Source organism: Desulfosporosinus metallidurans (genome assembly GCF_001936615.1).
GTDB classification, from domain to species: domain Bacteria; phylum Bacillota; class Desulfitobacteriia; order Desulfitobacteriales; family Desulfitobacteriaceae; genus Desulfosporosinus; species Desulfosporosinus metallidurans.
Map to the genome: position 1 here is coordinate 71399 of NZ_MLBF01000016.1, position 15861 is coordinate 87259.

Annotated in this window: 14 protein-coding genes and 1 pseudogene; 2 read left to right on the forward strand and 13 right to left on the reverse strand. The window is 43.7% G+C overall.

Going from position 1 to position 15861, the window contains the following annotated elements; all coding sequences use genetic code 11:
* Positions 1-56: 56 nt before the first annotated feature.
* From DSOL_RS12110 to DSOL_RS12150, 9 genes are all read right to left on the reverse strand, one after another.
* Positions 57-728 carry a hypothetical protein gene (locus DSOL_RS12110; protein WP_235838791.1) on the reverse strand — a complete coding sequence of 224 codons (672 nt, stop codon included), beginning with the start codon at positions 726-728 and terminating at the stop codon, positions 57-59.
* A gap of 17 nt (positions 729-745) precedes the next feature.
* Positions 746-1894, reverse strand: coding sequence for a putative lipid II flippase FtsW (gene ftsW, locus DSOL_RS12115; RefSeq protein WP_075365115.1), 1149 nt, complete (start codon positions 1892-1894; stop codon positions 746-748).
* A gap of 15 nt (positions 1895-1909) precedes the next feature.
* Positions 1910-3901, reverse strand: coding sequence for a bifunctional 4-hydroxy-3-methylbut-2-enyl diphosphate reductase/30S ribosomal protein S1 (locus DSOL_RS12120; protein ID WP_075365116.1), 1992 nt, complete (start codon positions 3899-3901; stop codon positions 1910-1912).
* Between the two features lie 195 nt (positions 3902-4096).
* Positions 4097-5908, reverse strand: a complete 1812-nt coding sequence (locus DSOL_RS12125) for a carbon starvation CstA family protein (protein ID WP_075365117.1) — start codon at positions 5906-5908, stop codon at positions 4097-4099.
* Positions 5909-6155: 247 nt separating this feature from the next.
* The gene (locus tag DSOL_RS12130) at positions 6156-6917 is read right to left on the reverse strand and encodes a LytR/AlgR family response regulator transcription factor (protein ID WP_075365118.1); all 762 of its coding nucleotides are present in this window, start codon (positions 6915-6917) and stop codon (positions 6156-6158) included.
* Positions 6914-8614 carry a sensor histidine kinase gene (locus tag DSOL_RS12135; protein ID WP_075365119.1) on the reverse strand — a complete coding sequence of 567 codons (1701 nt, stop codon included), beginning with the start codon at positions 8612-8614 and terminating at the stop codon, positions 6914-6916. The genes DSOL_RS12130 and DSOL_RS12135 overlap by 4 nt, the downstream gene beginning before the upstream one ends.
* A gap of 41 nt (positions 8615-8655) precedes the next feature.
* Positions 8656-9252 (reverse strand): lysophospholipid acyltransferase family protein, encoded by a 597-nt coding sequence (locus tag DSOL_RS12140; protein ID WP_075365120.1) that lies wholly within the window; start codon positions 9250-9252, stop codon positions 8656-8658.
* 11 nt (positions 9253-9263) lie between these two features.
* Positions 9264-9932 (reverse strand): (d)CMP kinase, encoded by a 669-nt coding sequence (cmk, locus tag DSOL_RS12145; RefSeq protein ID WP_075365121.1) that lies wholly within the window; start codon positions 9930-9932, stop codon positions 9264-9266.
* 202 nt (positions 9933-10134) lie between these two features.
* Positions 10135-10860 (reverse strand): CPBP family intramembrane glutamic endopeptidase, encoded by a 726-nt coding sequence (locus DSOL_RS12150; RefSeq protein WP_075365122.1) that lies wholly within the window; start codon positions 10858-10860, stop codon positions 10135-10137.
* Between the two features lie 81 nt (positions 10861-10941).
* Between DSOL_RS12150 and DSOL_RS12155 the strand changes: the two genes are divergently transcribed.
* Positions 10942-11217 (forward strand): hypothetical protein, encoded by a 276-nt coding sequence (locus tag DSOL_RS12155; RefSeq protein WP_075365123.1) that lies wholly within the window; start codon positions 10942-10944, stop codon positions 11215-11217.
* An 84-nt stretch (positions 11218-11301) separates the two neighbouring features.
* Here DSOL_RS12155 and DSOL_RS12160 read toward each other — a convergent pair whose 3' ends face one another.
* Positions 11302-11955 carry an HAD hydrolase-like protein gene (locus DSOL_RS12160; RefSeq protein WP_075365124.1) on the reverse strand — a complete coding sequence of 218 codons (654 nt, stop codon included), beginning with the start codon at positions 11953-11955 and terminating at the stop codon, positions 11302-11304.
* A gap of 89 nt (positions 11956-12044) precedes the next feature.
* Here DSOL_RS12160 and DSOL_RS12165 point away from each other — a divergent pair, with 89 nt between their 5' ends.
* Positions 12045-12242, forward strand: coding sequence for a hypothetical protein (locus DSOL_RS12165; protein WP_075365125.1), 198 nt, complete (start codon positions 12045-12047; stop codon positions 12240-12242).
* 353 nt (positions 12243-12595) lie between these two features.
* Here the strand turns inward: DSOL_RS12165 and DSOL_RS12170 are convergent.
* The 3 genes and pseudogenes from DSOL_RS12170 to DSOL_RS27265 form a co-directional block, all read right to left on the reverse strand.
* Positions 12596-13767: pseudogene (locus tag DSOL_RS12170) on the reverse strand (thiolase family protein).
* 369 nt (positions 13768-14136) lie between these two features.
* A complete protein-coding gene (locus DSOL_RS30025) occupies positions 14137-14511 on the reverse strand; it encodes an MFS transporter (protein WP_139314463.1) in 375 nt (124 codons plus the stop codon).
* Between the two features lie 9 nt (positions 14512-14520).
* Complete coding sequence (locus DSOL_RS27265) at positions 14521-15192, reverse strand: MFS transporter (protein ID WP_139314464.1); 672 nt, start codon at positions 15190-15192, stop codon at positions 14521-14523.
* Positions 15193-15861: the final 669 nt, after the last annotated feature.

The following is a 15861-nucleotide window of genomic DNA, read 5'->3' on the forward strand; positions in this document are numbered from 1 at the left end:
GCATATTATCCCAGCCTCTGATCGATTACAAGTATACTACAAATGAGACAAGCCTGCTACTGAAGTTCACGTTCTTCAGCTTGCTCATAGGCCCCAACTCCATTCACAGGTAATAACTGCTCAGACGTTGATTTTCGCAGTGCCCTCGCCGTGAAATTTTTCCATCCTAGACGCAAACCCGCCCAAGCTGTAAAAAATAACACGCCAAAATTCCAAACAAACGAATCCGGTAAATCTGCATGCCTGACAATTCCCTCATAGGCGAAACGCACTAGGGCTTGGTTCAAAAGAACACTCCCTACAAAGGCTGCTGCTGTTCCCCAATAGGACTTAGCCGTTAACCAAGCCACTAAGGTCAGGGCAATGGTAAAAAACCATGCTCCATACGGAAAAACCCCAGGTTCATTCACTAGAAAAAGTGTTTCGATGCTGAAAAGAAAGCTAGTAAACAAAAGCGGGAAAATTCTCCGTTCAGCACGCCGCAATGCCCATCCTCCAAAAAACAACATGACCGATAGACGTGCGAAGTGCCAGTGCCAAGGCATTAGCGATGGAAAGGCTATCTCTAAAGATTTTCCAAGCAACCAGGCAATCGCTAGCATAAGAAAAAATCGCCGGGAAGCTCGTCTTTCGGCCCAAGTTAAAAGTACTAAGCCAAGAATAATCCACTCTCCATAGGGAAAATTCAGATAAACCCCTCCTCCAATGGAAGCCTTTATCTCTATCATTCCCATCTAGAAGGAGTTTACACGGTCATATTGGGCAGGTTTTCTTCAGTACGACTGGCAATTTTGCGATAACGGGATATATTTAGGATTAAACCAAGTTCGATCAACGTTATGACAAGGGAACTCCCCCCGTACGATATCAGAGGAAGGGTAATCCCCGTAACTGGCATTACTCCAGTGACTACTGACAAATTAATCGTGGTTTGAATTGCCAACGAGGAGGTTAGACCAAAGCCTAAAAGTCGACCAAAGCGATCCGGACAGCCCTTAACCACGTGGTAAGCCCGTGCATATAACGTAATGAAAAGAGCTAATAAAAACAATGCGCCTACTAAACCTAGCTCTTCTCCTACTATAGCATAAATTGTATCAGTATGATTTTCAGGCAGAAAACCATACTTTTGCATACTTCGTCCTAAGCCGACCCCAAACAAACCGCCGGAGCCAAAGGCAATCTCAGCATTTGTAATCTGGTAGCCTAAATCCGAAGCATATTTCCATGGGTCTAGCCAAACCAAAATCCGATTCCATTGATACTGTGTGCGATGGACCAAATATAAAAGCGTTATTCCAAGAGGTGGTACGGCCGCTAAAAAGTAGATCGTTGGAATTTCGGTCTGCAAGAGCATTGCGACACTCGTCAGACCTAAAACCATCACCGTCCCTAGGTCTGGTTGTTTATAAACGAGGAGTAAGACTAGGATCATCACTAAGGCGATAATCCCCAGTGGAATGCGCCAATCCTTTCCTCGTTTGAGGGGAAACCGATCTAAGATATGCGCGAAAAAGAGCACTAGGGTTAGTTTAGCTATTTCAGAAGGTTGAATTGTAACACCTGCGATTTGAATCCAGCGAGCTGAGCCTTTCGCCGCAATCCCCGCATGGGTGAAGGTTACTGCGATCAGTAATACTATACTAATGAGGATCCCAATCCCTGCAAAGCGTCGCCAAAACACATAAGGAATCTTGATAACCACAAACGCGAAAACAGAACCAATCAACGTCCATTTCAGCTGTTGAAAAACATAGTAATACGTATTTTGGGTAGCATTAAAACCGCTCACTGCCCCGGCACTCAACACCATAATCAATCCAAAGGCTAAAAGGGCAAGTGCTATAAAAAGCAATGGGAAATCAATCGGCTGAGCTACTTGTCGTTTAGCCATCAGGATCACCTTCCGTTACTTCTCTTGGTTTTCGGCAATAAAAGTCTTACCCAGTACATCCCCGATCGTTACCGGTGCAGTTTCAGATTGCAAGGCTAAAGCTTCGGCATCATTTTTCTGGTTTGAGTCTATGGTCCCCTCGCGAATGCTTAGACTAATTCGCTTCTCCTCTGGCTTACATTCAATGACTTTGGCACTCACCATATCCCCAACTTTAAGTACATCTTCCACTTTATTGACCCGATGATCTGCCAACTGGGAAATGTGAACCAGCCCGTCCACCCCGTCTGCAAGCTGAACAAAGGCCCCAAAAGGAGCAATGCGCACAACTTTACCGTTCACCAAAGATCCTACGGGGTAGTTTTGAGCCACCGCAACCCATGGGCTCACTTTGAGTTGTTTAAGCCCTAACGAAAGCTTCCCAGTTTGTTGATCAACTATTAAAACTTGAACTTCCACTTCGTCCCCTATTTTTAGTAGCTCCGAGGGATGCTTAATCCGAGTGTAGGCCATGTCCGAAATATGAAGCAGTCCATCTAGCCCACCGATGTCTACAAAAACACCGAAATCGACCATCCGTCGAACGACCCCTGTCACCACATCACCCTCTTTGAGGGTCTCTAGTAAATGTTTACGTTGGATTACCCGCTCTTCTTCCAAAATAACTTTTTGAGAAAGCACTACTTTCCGCTTAGATGGATCAAATTCAAGCATCCGCAAGCGAAGAGTTTGCCCTAAAAACTGATTCAGGTCTTCAACATAACCCGGTTGGATTTGAGATGCAGGAACAAAACCACGCATTCCGACATCAACCACCAAGCCACCCTTGACAACTTCAACCACGTTAGCCTGAATCTCTTCTTTACTCACGGCTAAAGTTTCAAGGCGTTCCTTAGCTCTCTCTTCATCCGCTTGCCGTTTTGAAAGGACTGTATGCCCTTCTTCATTTTCAACACGCATGACCACTGCCGTAATTTCTTCCCCGATGGACACAACATCCTCTGGGCGTGTTTGCCGGGCTACAGCCAGCTCTTTAAGCGGTATGACACCCTCAGATTTCCAGCCGATATCGACAAAGATCTCATCATTTGTTATTTTAACAACCTTCCCCGAAACCCTTGCACCAGGATGAAGTTCTTGGAAATTTTCCGCCCAACTGGCCATATCCATTTCATTGTCATTAATCTCAGTCATTTTCTTATAAACCTCCTCAATTATCCAATCTGGTGTTGAAGCTCCAGCTGTCAAACCTGCCTCCTTGGCTTCTTGAAACCAAACGCTTTCTAATTCCTCCGCTGTTTCAATCAGATATGTTTTCGTGCGTTCCGCACAGATACTGGCTAATTTTCGGGTATTGGCACTATTGCGCCCCCCCACGACCACCATTACGTCCACCATTTCTGCCAACTCACGGGCCACCATTTGTCGTTCAGCCGTGGCGTTACAGATCGTGTTGTGCACGGTAAGTTCATCCGTATGGAGTTTCAGCTCTTCGACAATCCTTTCATAATTTTCCGTCAGTTGGGTGGTCTGCGCCAAAACGGCCAAATGAGGGTAAAATGGCAGTTCTTTAGCTTCCTCAACCGTCTGGATGGGGATGGCATGTTCTCCTGCCCAGCCCAGAATTCCCTGTACTTCTGGGTGAAGTTTGTCACCCATGACGATCACTTGTTGTCCCATCTGAGCAGACTCGGCAGCTAGCCGCTGAGCTTTCTGAACAAAAGGACAGGTGGCATCCACTACCTGAATTCCTTTACTTTCAGCCTCATGATAGACATTGGGAGCTACGCCATGAGATCTGATAATTAAGGCCTGTTCAGATTTTGCCTCTTCTAAAGCATTTACAACTTGAATCCCACGTTCTTCTAAACGTTTTACAACCTGTTGATTGTGAATGAGTGGTCCAAGGGATACCGCAGATGACGTTTCCACTGTTCGTTCTGCCATATCTAAGGCGCGTTTCACGCCAAAACAAAACCCAGCTTTTGCTGCCCGTTTGACTTTCAAAATCAGAACCTCCCTAAAAATCGTCAAGAACTAATTCTCTATTCTGCTTCTAAATTCCTGTCTATCCTTCCCTCAATAATAAAAAAGATGCGACTGGAAAATGAGACTGAGCACTATTCAGCCGCATATTCCAGTTCGCATCCCGTCTCTAAGTTAAGCTTTGAGCTTCACAAAAGTTCAGTCGTACTCGAACGTCTACTTCGCTGTCAATCTTCTCGACACTGTAGCCATGGATTTTCCCGCTTTGCGGGCAGTGATAATCTGGTTCCATTTAACAACACTGTCGGTCAAAATAATCACTACAAGAGCCAACATAATAATGATCATGCTAACCTTTAGATAGTCGTTCTTCGGTAAATAGTTCCAACGCACTGACCATACGCCAGCGTCAAACACCGTAACCACCATGTAAAACAACGGGACCAAAGTTGTCCATGCGTAAATCATCTTCGTGCTGTTACGCAAGATCACCGTCGTACCAATCGCCAAAGCGATAACCCCCAATAACTGGTTCGAAACACCAAAGATTGGCCAAATCGAAGCGACATTACCACCGTATAACATATAACCCCATGCAAAGGAAATCGTGATACTCGTAATGATGACTCCGGGCCACCAGTTTGTATTTTTGAATGGTTTGTAAACATACCTTCCTAAGAAATCCTGAAGAATATAACGACCCACACGCGTTCCAGCATCAATCGTCGTCAAAATAAAGAGGGCTTCGAACATAATCGCAAATTGGTACCAATACTTCATTAAATGTTCGCCTAACACTTTGGAAAAAATGTGCGCCATCCCAACAGCTAGGGTAACTGCTCCCCCTGTTCTTCCCGCGAGGTCCATTCCCACCAGACTTGACAACCTTTGTAGCTCCACGGTTGCGAGATGGAGGCTGGCAAACGTCTTCGGCGCAAGGTTAATTGCAAAATAGTCTCCCGGAGCCAAGACAGTAGCAGCAATGAGGGCCATCATGGCGACAAACCCTTCCATTAGCATCCCACCAAATCCCACTAGGCGAAGATCACGTTCACTGCTAATCATCTTTGGAGTAGTACCGGAGCTAATTAAAGCATGGAAACCAGATAAGGCTCCACATGCAATCGTAATGCTTACGAAAGGCCAGATTGGACCTGGCACTACTGGTCCACTACCCGCATGACCAAAGGTCGAAATTGCAGGCATTTGAAGTACGGGATGTACCCAGAAAATTCCCAAGGCCAAAGCCGCAATCGTTCCGATTTTAAGATAGGTACTGATGTAATCCCGGGGAGCGAGTAACAACCACACTGGTAAGATTGCGGCAACCAGGCCGTAACTGGGAAGGATAATCCAAAGGGCTTTTTCCGACCAGTTAAAATACTGAGCAAGTCCAGAATTTTGAACCGTAGGTCCCAAAGCAACAGCAATGATAACAAGGGCAAAGCCTATAAAGGAAGCTTCGCCGACTTTCCCAGGGCGTAATTTATACATATACAAGCCGACAAGCAAAGCAATGGGAATCGTCATGCTGATCGTAAAGGCTCCCCAAGGGTTGTTTTTAACGGCTCCAACCACCACTACAGCGAGTCCAGCCATGGCTAACACTAAAATGAAGAGGATGGATATGGCAGTGGCTAGCCCGGAAACAGACCCAAGCTCTTCCTTGGCAATTTCCGACAGCGAGCGTCCATCATACCGAACAGAGGCAAACAAAATAACCAAATCATGCACTGCACCTGCCATAACGGCTCCGATTAAAATCCAAACCGTGCCGGGTAAAAATCCGAATTGGGCGGCAAGCACTGGTCCAACCAATGGTCCTGCACCAGCAATTGCTGCAAAATGATGTCCGAATACAACCCATTTATTAGTTGGAACAAAGTTCTGCCCGTCATTTAAACGATGAGCAGGTGTCACACGGGACTCGTCCACCATCAACACTTTCGTCGTTAAAAAGGCACCATAAATCCGATAAGATAAAATAAGAACACATGCTGAAATAATTACAAGTGTTAAGGCATTCAATGTTTCTCACCTCTCCTCTCTCTAATTACCGTTGTATCTACAGCAGTTCCCCGAATATCTATCCCCCTTTCAACGAATATTGCAACAATAATAATAGTTAACTGTAGTATAATACAGGGAGTGAACTAGTTTCTATACTGCCAACATGAAACATATATTATCTGTCTTGAGATTACAAATTAATGTATTCAATGTTTATTATTGTTTAAATCTTGGCAAAAGAAAAAGTGTTCTTTGGAGAGAACACTCAGACATCTAACCGCTCTTTAAGTACTTTCACATAAGTTCTACTCACCGGAATCTCAGGTGAATTTTCTTGATCGATGACAATCTTATAGGTCGCGTTAAACCAGGGAATCACTTCTTTGATCCGATCAAGGTTTACAATATACGCTCGATGAGTTCGCAAGAACTGAACGGGGTCCAACCTCTCCTGAATTTCCTGCAAACTGAACGTCGTAGGCCATATTTTTTGAGCTGTGACCAAACTGGCGTAGCGACCCTCAGCAACCACAAAAAGCAACTCCTGCGGGTCAATTAAGACGACGCGTCCTTTGCAGGTTGCCGCAAGTTTGCGCGGCCGTTGTTTAACTCCAATCTCCTGAATGAGTTGCGTGATTTTCCGCGACAATTCTAGATCATTAGGCTGCAAACGTTGTTGGATCCGATCAATCGTAACCCTTAAACGCTCCTGGGAAAAGGGTTTGAGAATGTAATCCACGGCATTAAGTTCAAAGGCACGGATGGCATGAACATCGAAAGCGGTGGCAAAAACGACGGACGCATGAACGTCCATCTGTTGCAGGGCACGAACAACATCCAATCCATCCATGTCTTGTAGATGAACATCCATAAATATGACCTCGGGTTGCAAACTAGGAATATGTTCAATGGCCTGGATCCCACTCTCAAACTCTCCGATAATTTTTATCATTGGATTTTGTTCTAACAAAAAGCGAAGTTCTTCACGTGCTGGTCTCTCGTCATCCACAAGTACTATTTTGATCATAGAGTCGCTCCTTTTAGAACACTACCTGACGTGGGTACTCGAAACGAAATTAACGTTCCTTTACCAAGAGAGCTTTCGATCAGCAGCCCCTGTCCGTAGAGTCCCAATAATCGTCGATGTACGTTCTTCAGACCTAAACCCGTCTCAGTACTTTCATCATGATTCCCTTCTAAAATGTTGCGCAACTTAAAACTCGATATGCCGATACCGTCATCACGAACCTTTATATTTAAGCAATCCCTCTCTATGTACACATGAAGAGATACGGTTCCACCGTTTTCCTTAGGTAATAGCCCGTGTTTTACTGCATTTTCTACCAACGGCTGCAAAACGAGCGGTGGAAGTAAAAAACCCTCTGTCCCTGCCTCAATATCCATATTGACCTGCAACTTGTCTCCAAATCGTGCCTCTTCGATCGCTAGATAGGCTTGTACGTGTTTACATTCTTCCCGCACGGAATGGAACGCCACCCCCTGACGCATATTGTGGCGCAAAAATTCGCCCAAAAAAATTAGAACCTCACGTGCCTTTTCGGGCTGAGTCCTAATCAGGCTAACGACAGTGTTAATGGCATTGAATAAGAAATGCGGTTGAATCTGAGCTTGAAGCACACGGATTTCAGCTGCAATGCGCAACTCTTTTTGGTGTTCAAGATCCGCTAGTTCAAGTTGAGTGGAAAAAAGCTTTCCTAGCCCTTCCGCCAGCGTTACATTGACCTTAGATTTACCACGCTGAGCACGATAAAGTTTTAAAACTCCGATTGTTTTCTCCCCCTGTCGTAGAGGGACGATAATCGCCGATCGCAAAGGACAATTTGGATCTTGGCAATGAATCTCCGTTTCTGATATGGCTTGAATTGGTTTTCCAGTTTGTAATACTTTACGGGTTGCCTCTGTCAAAATAGGTTGTCCAAGAAAATGGTGATCCTCTCCTAGACCAACATACGCAATAATTTGTTCCGTGTCTGTTAAGGCCACTGCCGCCACATGGGCGATGGTATGAATGCATTGGGCGGCCTTCTGTGCACTTTCCACATTTAATCCCGTTCGAAAATAAGGCAACGTCACATCAGCAATATGCAAAACATTCTGGGCTTGAATTGCTGCAATCTGCTCCTCTTCCATATACACCGTCTTGACAATGACGAGAAAAAGCCCCACCCCAAGACCATTGACCACCATCATTGGCACGGCAATAATCTTCACAAGGTTCCAAGCTTCATCGAAAGGTTGAGCAAGCACAAGAATAATGACCATCTGCAGAACTTCTGCAACCATCCCTACCCCAATGCCTACCCTCCAATCGCTAGCTTTATCCCGTGCCAGTCGATAAACAAACCCTCCCAACAAACCCTCCATTGTGGTCGATACGGCACAAGCAAGACCAGTAAACCCTCCATAGACTAAATAGCGATGAAAACCGGCAATAATTCCAGCACCGAAACCCACCAAGGGTCCACCGAGCAATCCGGCACTCACCGCGCCTATTGCGCGCGTATTCGCCAAAGCCCCATGAATTGAGATCCCGGAATAGGTTCCCGTTGTAGAAAATGCACCAAAAATAAGAATCAAGGTTAACGTCTCACGCTGAGTTATTTGGGAACGCAAAAAACGACGAAAGACTCGGCTCCTCGTCATCAGAAACGCTACTGTGACAATAACACTGAGCCTTTCCGCTAAGGCCACGAGTAATTCCATAGCTTCGTCCCCTTTTCACATGTCTGGGCTATCTCGTTGGCTTACTTCGCTTCGGGCAATTCGAGCACTGCCTGCATAATGCGGTCAGCAATCCATTCACGACGGTTTTGGATTCCTTCTGGAGCCTTCAACATCTGAGCTGTCAACGGTTGACCAACCACGACCGCAATTTTTCCCCACCCTTTTCTTAACAAGCGTCTTGTTCCGAGTACCTTGATAGGAACGACAGAGGCCTTGCTTTTTTCCATCAGTAGAACCATACCCGGTAAACCTTTTTGGACTTCCCCAGTCTTAGAGCGTGTTCCTTCGGGAAAAAGCCCTAAGACCTGCCCTTCTTTCAAAAGCGCCAAGGACTGTCGAATGGCATTCATATCCCCTTGCCCACGTTTAACCGGAAAGGCACCGAGCTTAGAGAAAATCCAACCCATAACAGGGATAGCGAATAATTCGTCTTTGGCCATAAAGGAAACATGGCGAGGAAGACTACAGGCTGCGACAATGGGATCCCATAAACTAACATGGTTAATCGCCAAAATAACAGGCCCTTCGAGTGGCAAATTCTCCACGTCGTGGATTTTCCAACCCATTAAATGGAACTGAAGGCGAAACAACCCTTTCGCAAAATCGTATAACGTCATCTTCATTCCCCCTACGCTAACGCTAGAATTTTCTCTACGATCACCTCTACACTTAAACCCGTCGTATCAAGTATAACGGCATCTGGGGCAGGTTCGAGTGGCGAAACCTCTCGCTCTGTATCCTGGCGGTCACGTTTTTGCATATCCTGATGGACCTCTGCTAAGGAAATGTCTTTTCCAGAATTCTTAAGTTCTATCCACCGACGTCTAGACCTCTCCTCGGGACTCGCTGTTAAGTAAATCTTGACATCTGCTTCAGGCAGAACATGTGTACCAATATCACGGCCATCCATGACGACTCCTCCACGAGCGGCCTCTAAGCGTTGTAATTCGACCAAGCGTTTCCTAACCCCACTATAAGCAGCGACAATCGAAACAGCGCGCGAAATTTCTGGATTTCGGATAGCTTGAGTGATATTCTCTCCATCACACCACACAGTTTGCTCCTTCGAGTGATCAAGCACAACTTCTGTGGTTTTAACGAGTTCATTGACTCCTAACTCATCTTCTAAGGGGATTCCATTCTTAAGTACTTTATAAGCGATTGCTCGGTACATGGCGCCTGTATCTACATAAAAAAGGTTTAGTCGTTGAGCTACAATCTTGGCAATCGTACTTTTACCGGCACCAGCAGGACCATCGATGGCAATTTGTAATTCATGTTGTTGTCTTTGCTTCACGCTCCAAAGCTCCTATCACTATCGTATAAATATCTTATGTATTCTTGAACCTAGCATGACGATATTTTTTCAAATTTATTACTACACAGATTATATCATACGCCTGAAAATGCAAACAGAACTTTCCCTATAACTCTCTAATGATGTTCTAGAAAATGACGTATCCCCAAGCGATAACGCTTATACCAGCCGATAGTTAGCGTTATATCCGCAAGTTTGCGGCGATGAGTGTAGCAACTATGTTGTTCAAGGCATGCAACCCAACGGAAGGATAGAGAGATTTGTACTTATCATAAAGATACACCAAAGCGATTCCTAAGATAAAGCGCGGAATGAATCCATAGGTTTGGAGATGAAGACCGGAAAATATAGCGGCGCTAATAAGGGCGGCAGTCCATTTTCCGAAGTACGCTTGTAAACTCCCAAAAATCACTCCCCGAAATAACGTTTCTTCCACCAAGGGAGCCAGAACTCCCGCTAGAAGCAAATTTAGGATCAGCGTATACCAAGTGGTCTGCCCTAATAACTTGGTATAAACATCCGTGCTTGGAGGGGTTAAGCCATGCTTATAAAGGAAAAGGGCGTAACTAATATTGATGATCCAAGTCAAGGAATAGACCACCAAGACCTTTGACCACACTTTCCTCAGGGGTATAACATGCCAACCAAAATCTGACCATTTCCAATGCCGGATTTTTTTCAACGTCCAAATCAAGAGTACAAAGGACAGCTGAGTCATAAACGCATTCGCGTACATTAAAACGCGTTCATTCGACCACCACTTCATTAACCAGAGCGTTCCAAGACTCAGTATAATATAAATGCCAACAATCCCACCCAAAATTATGGCAAGATCAATCCAACTCAAGTTTCGTTTCAGCAGAGGGCTCTCAGCCTGAGTGAAATCCAGTTCGGTTTCTTCGTCCATACTCACCCTCCTTCTTTCTTCACCTTGGGCACATATTTTTTTGATGATTTTCCCAGACTAACCTTAAAGGGAGGAATTCGAATGCATCCACCGGATATGACCTTACAAATTTATCATCGACATTTTAAAATTCCCCTAGACACTTATTTCAATACGGTTGCCGGTTTCCTAGATCCCTGGGAAGAGCGTGCTTATCAATTTGTTGTCCATCAATACTTAGCAGAAGCGAAGGACAGTGGAATCATCGGTATGGTGCGTCAAGAAAGAGACGAGAATTATGTTTATTTAGATGCTGCAGTTCGTTATCCAGTTAATCAATGTGCTGGCCAAGGACTTGAACTGGACGTTCGAGGTTAGGGCGCCACCAAGGATGGCAAGGCGTCGTATGGCCGAGTGTCCATGTAGCCATGGATGGCGAGAAGGGACCTTCCAAAAGCTATCTTAACTAAACAGTAACTTTTCTAATACCCCAACGCTCGAGGCGATAAAATCTGGGGATGCCCCCTGTAATTCTTCCGCTGTCCCATACCCATATCCAACTGAAATTACATCAATCTGATTGGCTCTGGCCCCCCGAACATCATAGCTGCGATCCCCAATCATGACCGTTTTTGGCCGTGATCCCGCGGGCGCCTTTTTCAGGACTTCAGCAATCAAGACATCCTTCTCCACAAATTGACCATTCAATTCGCTACCCATGATAACACTAAAGTATGAATCTAACGCGAAATATTGAAGGATTTTCTCAGCAAAGACCCTAGGTTTTGAGGTTGCCAGCAGATGCATACAGCCCTGCTCTTTTAATTTGCCTAGCAATTCTGGGATTCCCGGGTAGACAATATTTTCATAGAGGCCGCTCTTTCGATAACGCTCCCGATAAATCAGGACGGCCCGTTCCAACATCTCGTCATCTGACGTTTGAAGTAAGGTCTTAAAACTTTCTTTCAATGGTGGTCCTATTATCCAATCAAGATCATCGGCCTTAGGTATAGGATACCCTAACCGATTTAGAGCGTATTGAACTGAGAGGGTAATCCCCTCCTTAGGATCTGTTAATGTCCCATCTAAATCCCAAAGTAATACATCATAACGCACAGCGAAACCTCCTACATAATTTCCTGAAATTACCTGGATATAAAAAATCAAAAATGACCATTCTAAAACTAAAGAAGGGGGGATCGATAATGTTTTATCATCAAAAACACTATCATAATCATGGATTTCTTTTTATACTTAGCCTTATTGCGGCTTTTATGCTCGGTCGGAAATCTGAACAGTACGGCTATTCCATTATATCACGAGGGTGTTGCTCTCATGCTGATGATGATGACTTCGATATGATGGATGAACCTACGCCTAGCGACAACAGCTATCCTCAATAATATCAAAACATTATTATAACTATAACCTCTAGAGAGGTAACTGACAAATAGGGAGGTCGCAAAACTAAATTTTTTAATGTGGTAATGCTACTCCCTTTTGATTTTAAGCTCTTAAAATCAATAAGCTGATCACGATAAACATTGGAATTCCCAAATCCCATTTAAATCACCAACTACGGGTCTTCGGCCCTAGTTTTATTTTATAAGAAAAAAGAGCTGATATCTACGAACTATTTTAGTTCGTAGATATCAGCTCCTTTTAACTACGGATCCATCTAGGCACTTTCCGCCCGTCCACCCCTCTTTGCAGATTTCATACATTTGGGATAAGAACGAAAATAATTTGAACAAAATTATACTCTTTCAAAAATTGTAGCAATCCCTTGTCCGCCACCTATACAAGCGGTGACCATACCGAATTGAACATCCCTGCGATTCATCTCATACACCAATTTTGTGGTAAGAATTGCCCCTGTTGCTGCAATTGGATGACCGTGGGCGATCGCTCCACCATTCACATTCACTTTGTCCATGTTGAAATGCAGCTCCCGATCCACTGCTAACACTTGCGAAGCAAAAGCTTCATTCAATTCAATGAGATCGATATCGTCCAGGGAAAGACCAGCTCTAGCTAAGGCTTTCTTGGTAGCAGGCACTGGACCGATTCCCATGATGTTTGGATCAACACCCGCATAGGCAAATGTGCGAATTTTAGCCAAAGGTTTAAGACCTAAGGCTTTTGCTTTATCGGCCGACATTACAACAACTGCAGCTGCTGCATCGTTTAAGCCCGAACTGTTTCCCGCTGTAACCGTTCCGTTGGCTTTAAAAACAGGGGAAAGTTTGCTCAATCCCTCAAGTGTCGTCTGCGGACGTGGATGTTCATCTGTATCAAAAACCATCGTCTTATTCTTGCCTACTGGAACGGTAAGAGGAACAATTTGGCTCTTAAACAAACCAGCCTCCATTGCCTTACCCATTTTTTGTTGGCTTGATACAGAGAACTCATCTTGTTCTAAACGGCTAATCTGATATTTTTCCGCCAAATTTTCTGCTGTGACCCCCATCGGGTCGGTGGGTTACCGATTTCATCGGTCGAGAGTTGAGAACCTTTACGGAATACAGGTCCAGTCCTACTGAAAAACTCCATATGTTCCATAATATACGGCCTGAGAGAACAACTCTCTGTGCCACCGGCAACAAAAACGTCACCCATTCCAGCCATTACAGCTTGAGCTGCTAAATTCACTGCGTTCAAACCAGAGCCGCATTGACGATCAAGTGTAACTGCTGAGATCTCCATAGGCAAGCCGGCCTGCAAAACGCTTAAACGTGCAATATTACCCCCAGCATTAAAACAGTTTCCAAAGTATACATCTTCAATCTCAGTGGGATCCAAATTTATGCGTTTGATCACTTCTTTGATTACTTCTGCACCATAATACTGGGGAGGAATCTTACCTAAGGCCCCCCCTGCTCGGCCTATAGGACTTCTAACTGCTGATACAATAGCTGCTTCTTTCACAAAAATGCCCCCTTTAAATTCATTAATCGTAAGTTCAAATATCCTTTTTTCCATTTAATTTTTTACTGTATGTTTTATTTGTTGCATATTAGATGCCACTGCGGACTATCTTCAAAGCCCACAGTTTAATTCTTCTTATAAAAAATGAGCTGATGCTTGGCTCTATGAACTTTTTCAGTTCGTTTGGCAACAGCCCCTATTTTTATATTTTGATAATTCTTTTTTCATGAGACTCAGAGTTTACTCTCTTTAAGTCGTTAGTTTGATGGAATAAAATTTTAACGAAATTCCTAAACCTGAGTCCCTGATCCGGACTTTCCTGAGGCCGAAGCCGGAGCCGCAGCTATATTAACACTGTTGACTAGAGATTCATTTGTGGGATTTGGGGTCATACATTTTTTCACGGATAAACAAGCCAGGTATTAAAGCACATAGTGCATATGATATTCCCATTAGTGCTATTCCATATCCAATTGAGTATTTTTCAGCAACAATGCCTATCATCAATGGCGATAACATGGAACCTGCTCGTCCAAAAGCGTTAGTCGATGCTACGACAGTGCCACGTATCTTGGTAGGAAAACTTTCAGAGATATAGGTTGCAAGAATAGCATAAGGAACACCATAGAAAAATCCAAATATTACGTACCATCCCACATTTTTGAGATTAATTCCTAAGCCCTGCACAAGGTAACTCGGCAACCAAGTATTCGCACCGTAGTATCCAAACTGAAGCGTTACCATACCTAAAGTCTAAAGAATAAAGTATTTTCTATTTGTTCGATCGGACAGTATCTCATTCCAGATGCTAATTTTCTTGCCTTCGGTTGATTTGCGAGAGGCAACATAGCTCGAGGGCTCCTTAACATTCCGCATTAACCAAATCGATACTATTACGGGTATGATGGACATTATAAACATTGGACGCCAACCCCAATGGGGCAAAATGTAAGACGACATGAGTGCCGCTAAAATATAGCCAACTGACCATCCTGCCTGCAGCATGCCCAAAATTGTCGTTCGTCGGTTAGTTGGAACATACTCGGCAACCAACATCGTACCAATACTATACAAGGCAGCAATACCAACCCCGGAAAGAAAACGAATAACTGCAAATTGAAAGTAGTTTTGCGTAAATCCAAGGACAGCAGTCATTACTGAGAATGTGATAATTGATGCAATAGTTACCTTGACACGACCAATACGATCAGAAAACCAACCAGCAATAAGACCGCCAACGCCCATGCCAAATAAGGTATAGGTTCCAAGTGCTCCAGCTAAGATTTTGTTAATACCGAAGTCTTTCTGGAGAAGTGGTAAAGACAATGAAAGCATCTGAAGATCCATACCATCTACTATTAGCGCAACAAAAACAGCAATAGCAATAGTTATACCCATGCGACGATCTTTATTTTCGTTCTCCACTTCATTATACCCCCTTATTTTTTAGAAATAGGGTTAAGCAAAAATCTAAATTTTTGCAAAATTTATGCCAAATTTTAAACCAAAAAATTTAACGTCAAATTCTTACATAATACATAATATACTTAATGAATTCATCTAGTCGTGAGACTCCCACTTCTATAAGTGGGAGTGGGACCCCGTACTCTGCTTCGGTGGGGTAGACTCCCCCACCGAAGTCTCGATGTTCAACTTTAGTTGAACGAGTTCACTATATATATTAATTTGTCTTGCTACTACAATATTTAAGGATGTTGAACAACCACATTCAGTCATTATTTTACAACATTTACAAGGATCACAGGCTCGAGGGCTTTTGTATTTACATTCAATTCTACCAATTAATGTTTAATTGCATTAAAATAAACAAAAAAAGTTTACTTTGTATAACTGAAAATGGTCTAATTGATTATATAAAGCCGTTTGCTTCTGTAATGCAAAAATACATTGCTTAATGCGTTACGGCATTATCTTATATAATGGTATTATGTTACATCAAAGCATAATTCTTGCCTTCTGTCTATTGAGCTTTTATCTTCCTCTTACCACAGTCCATTACCGGTATGAAGTGTATTCCAATTAAAATTTAAATACGTATTCCTAATTCCCATCGGAACATTAAAAGCAAAAAGT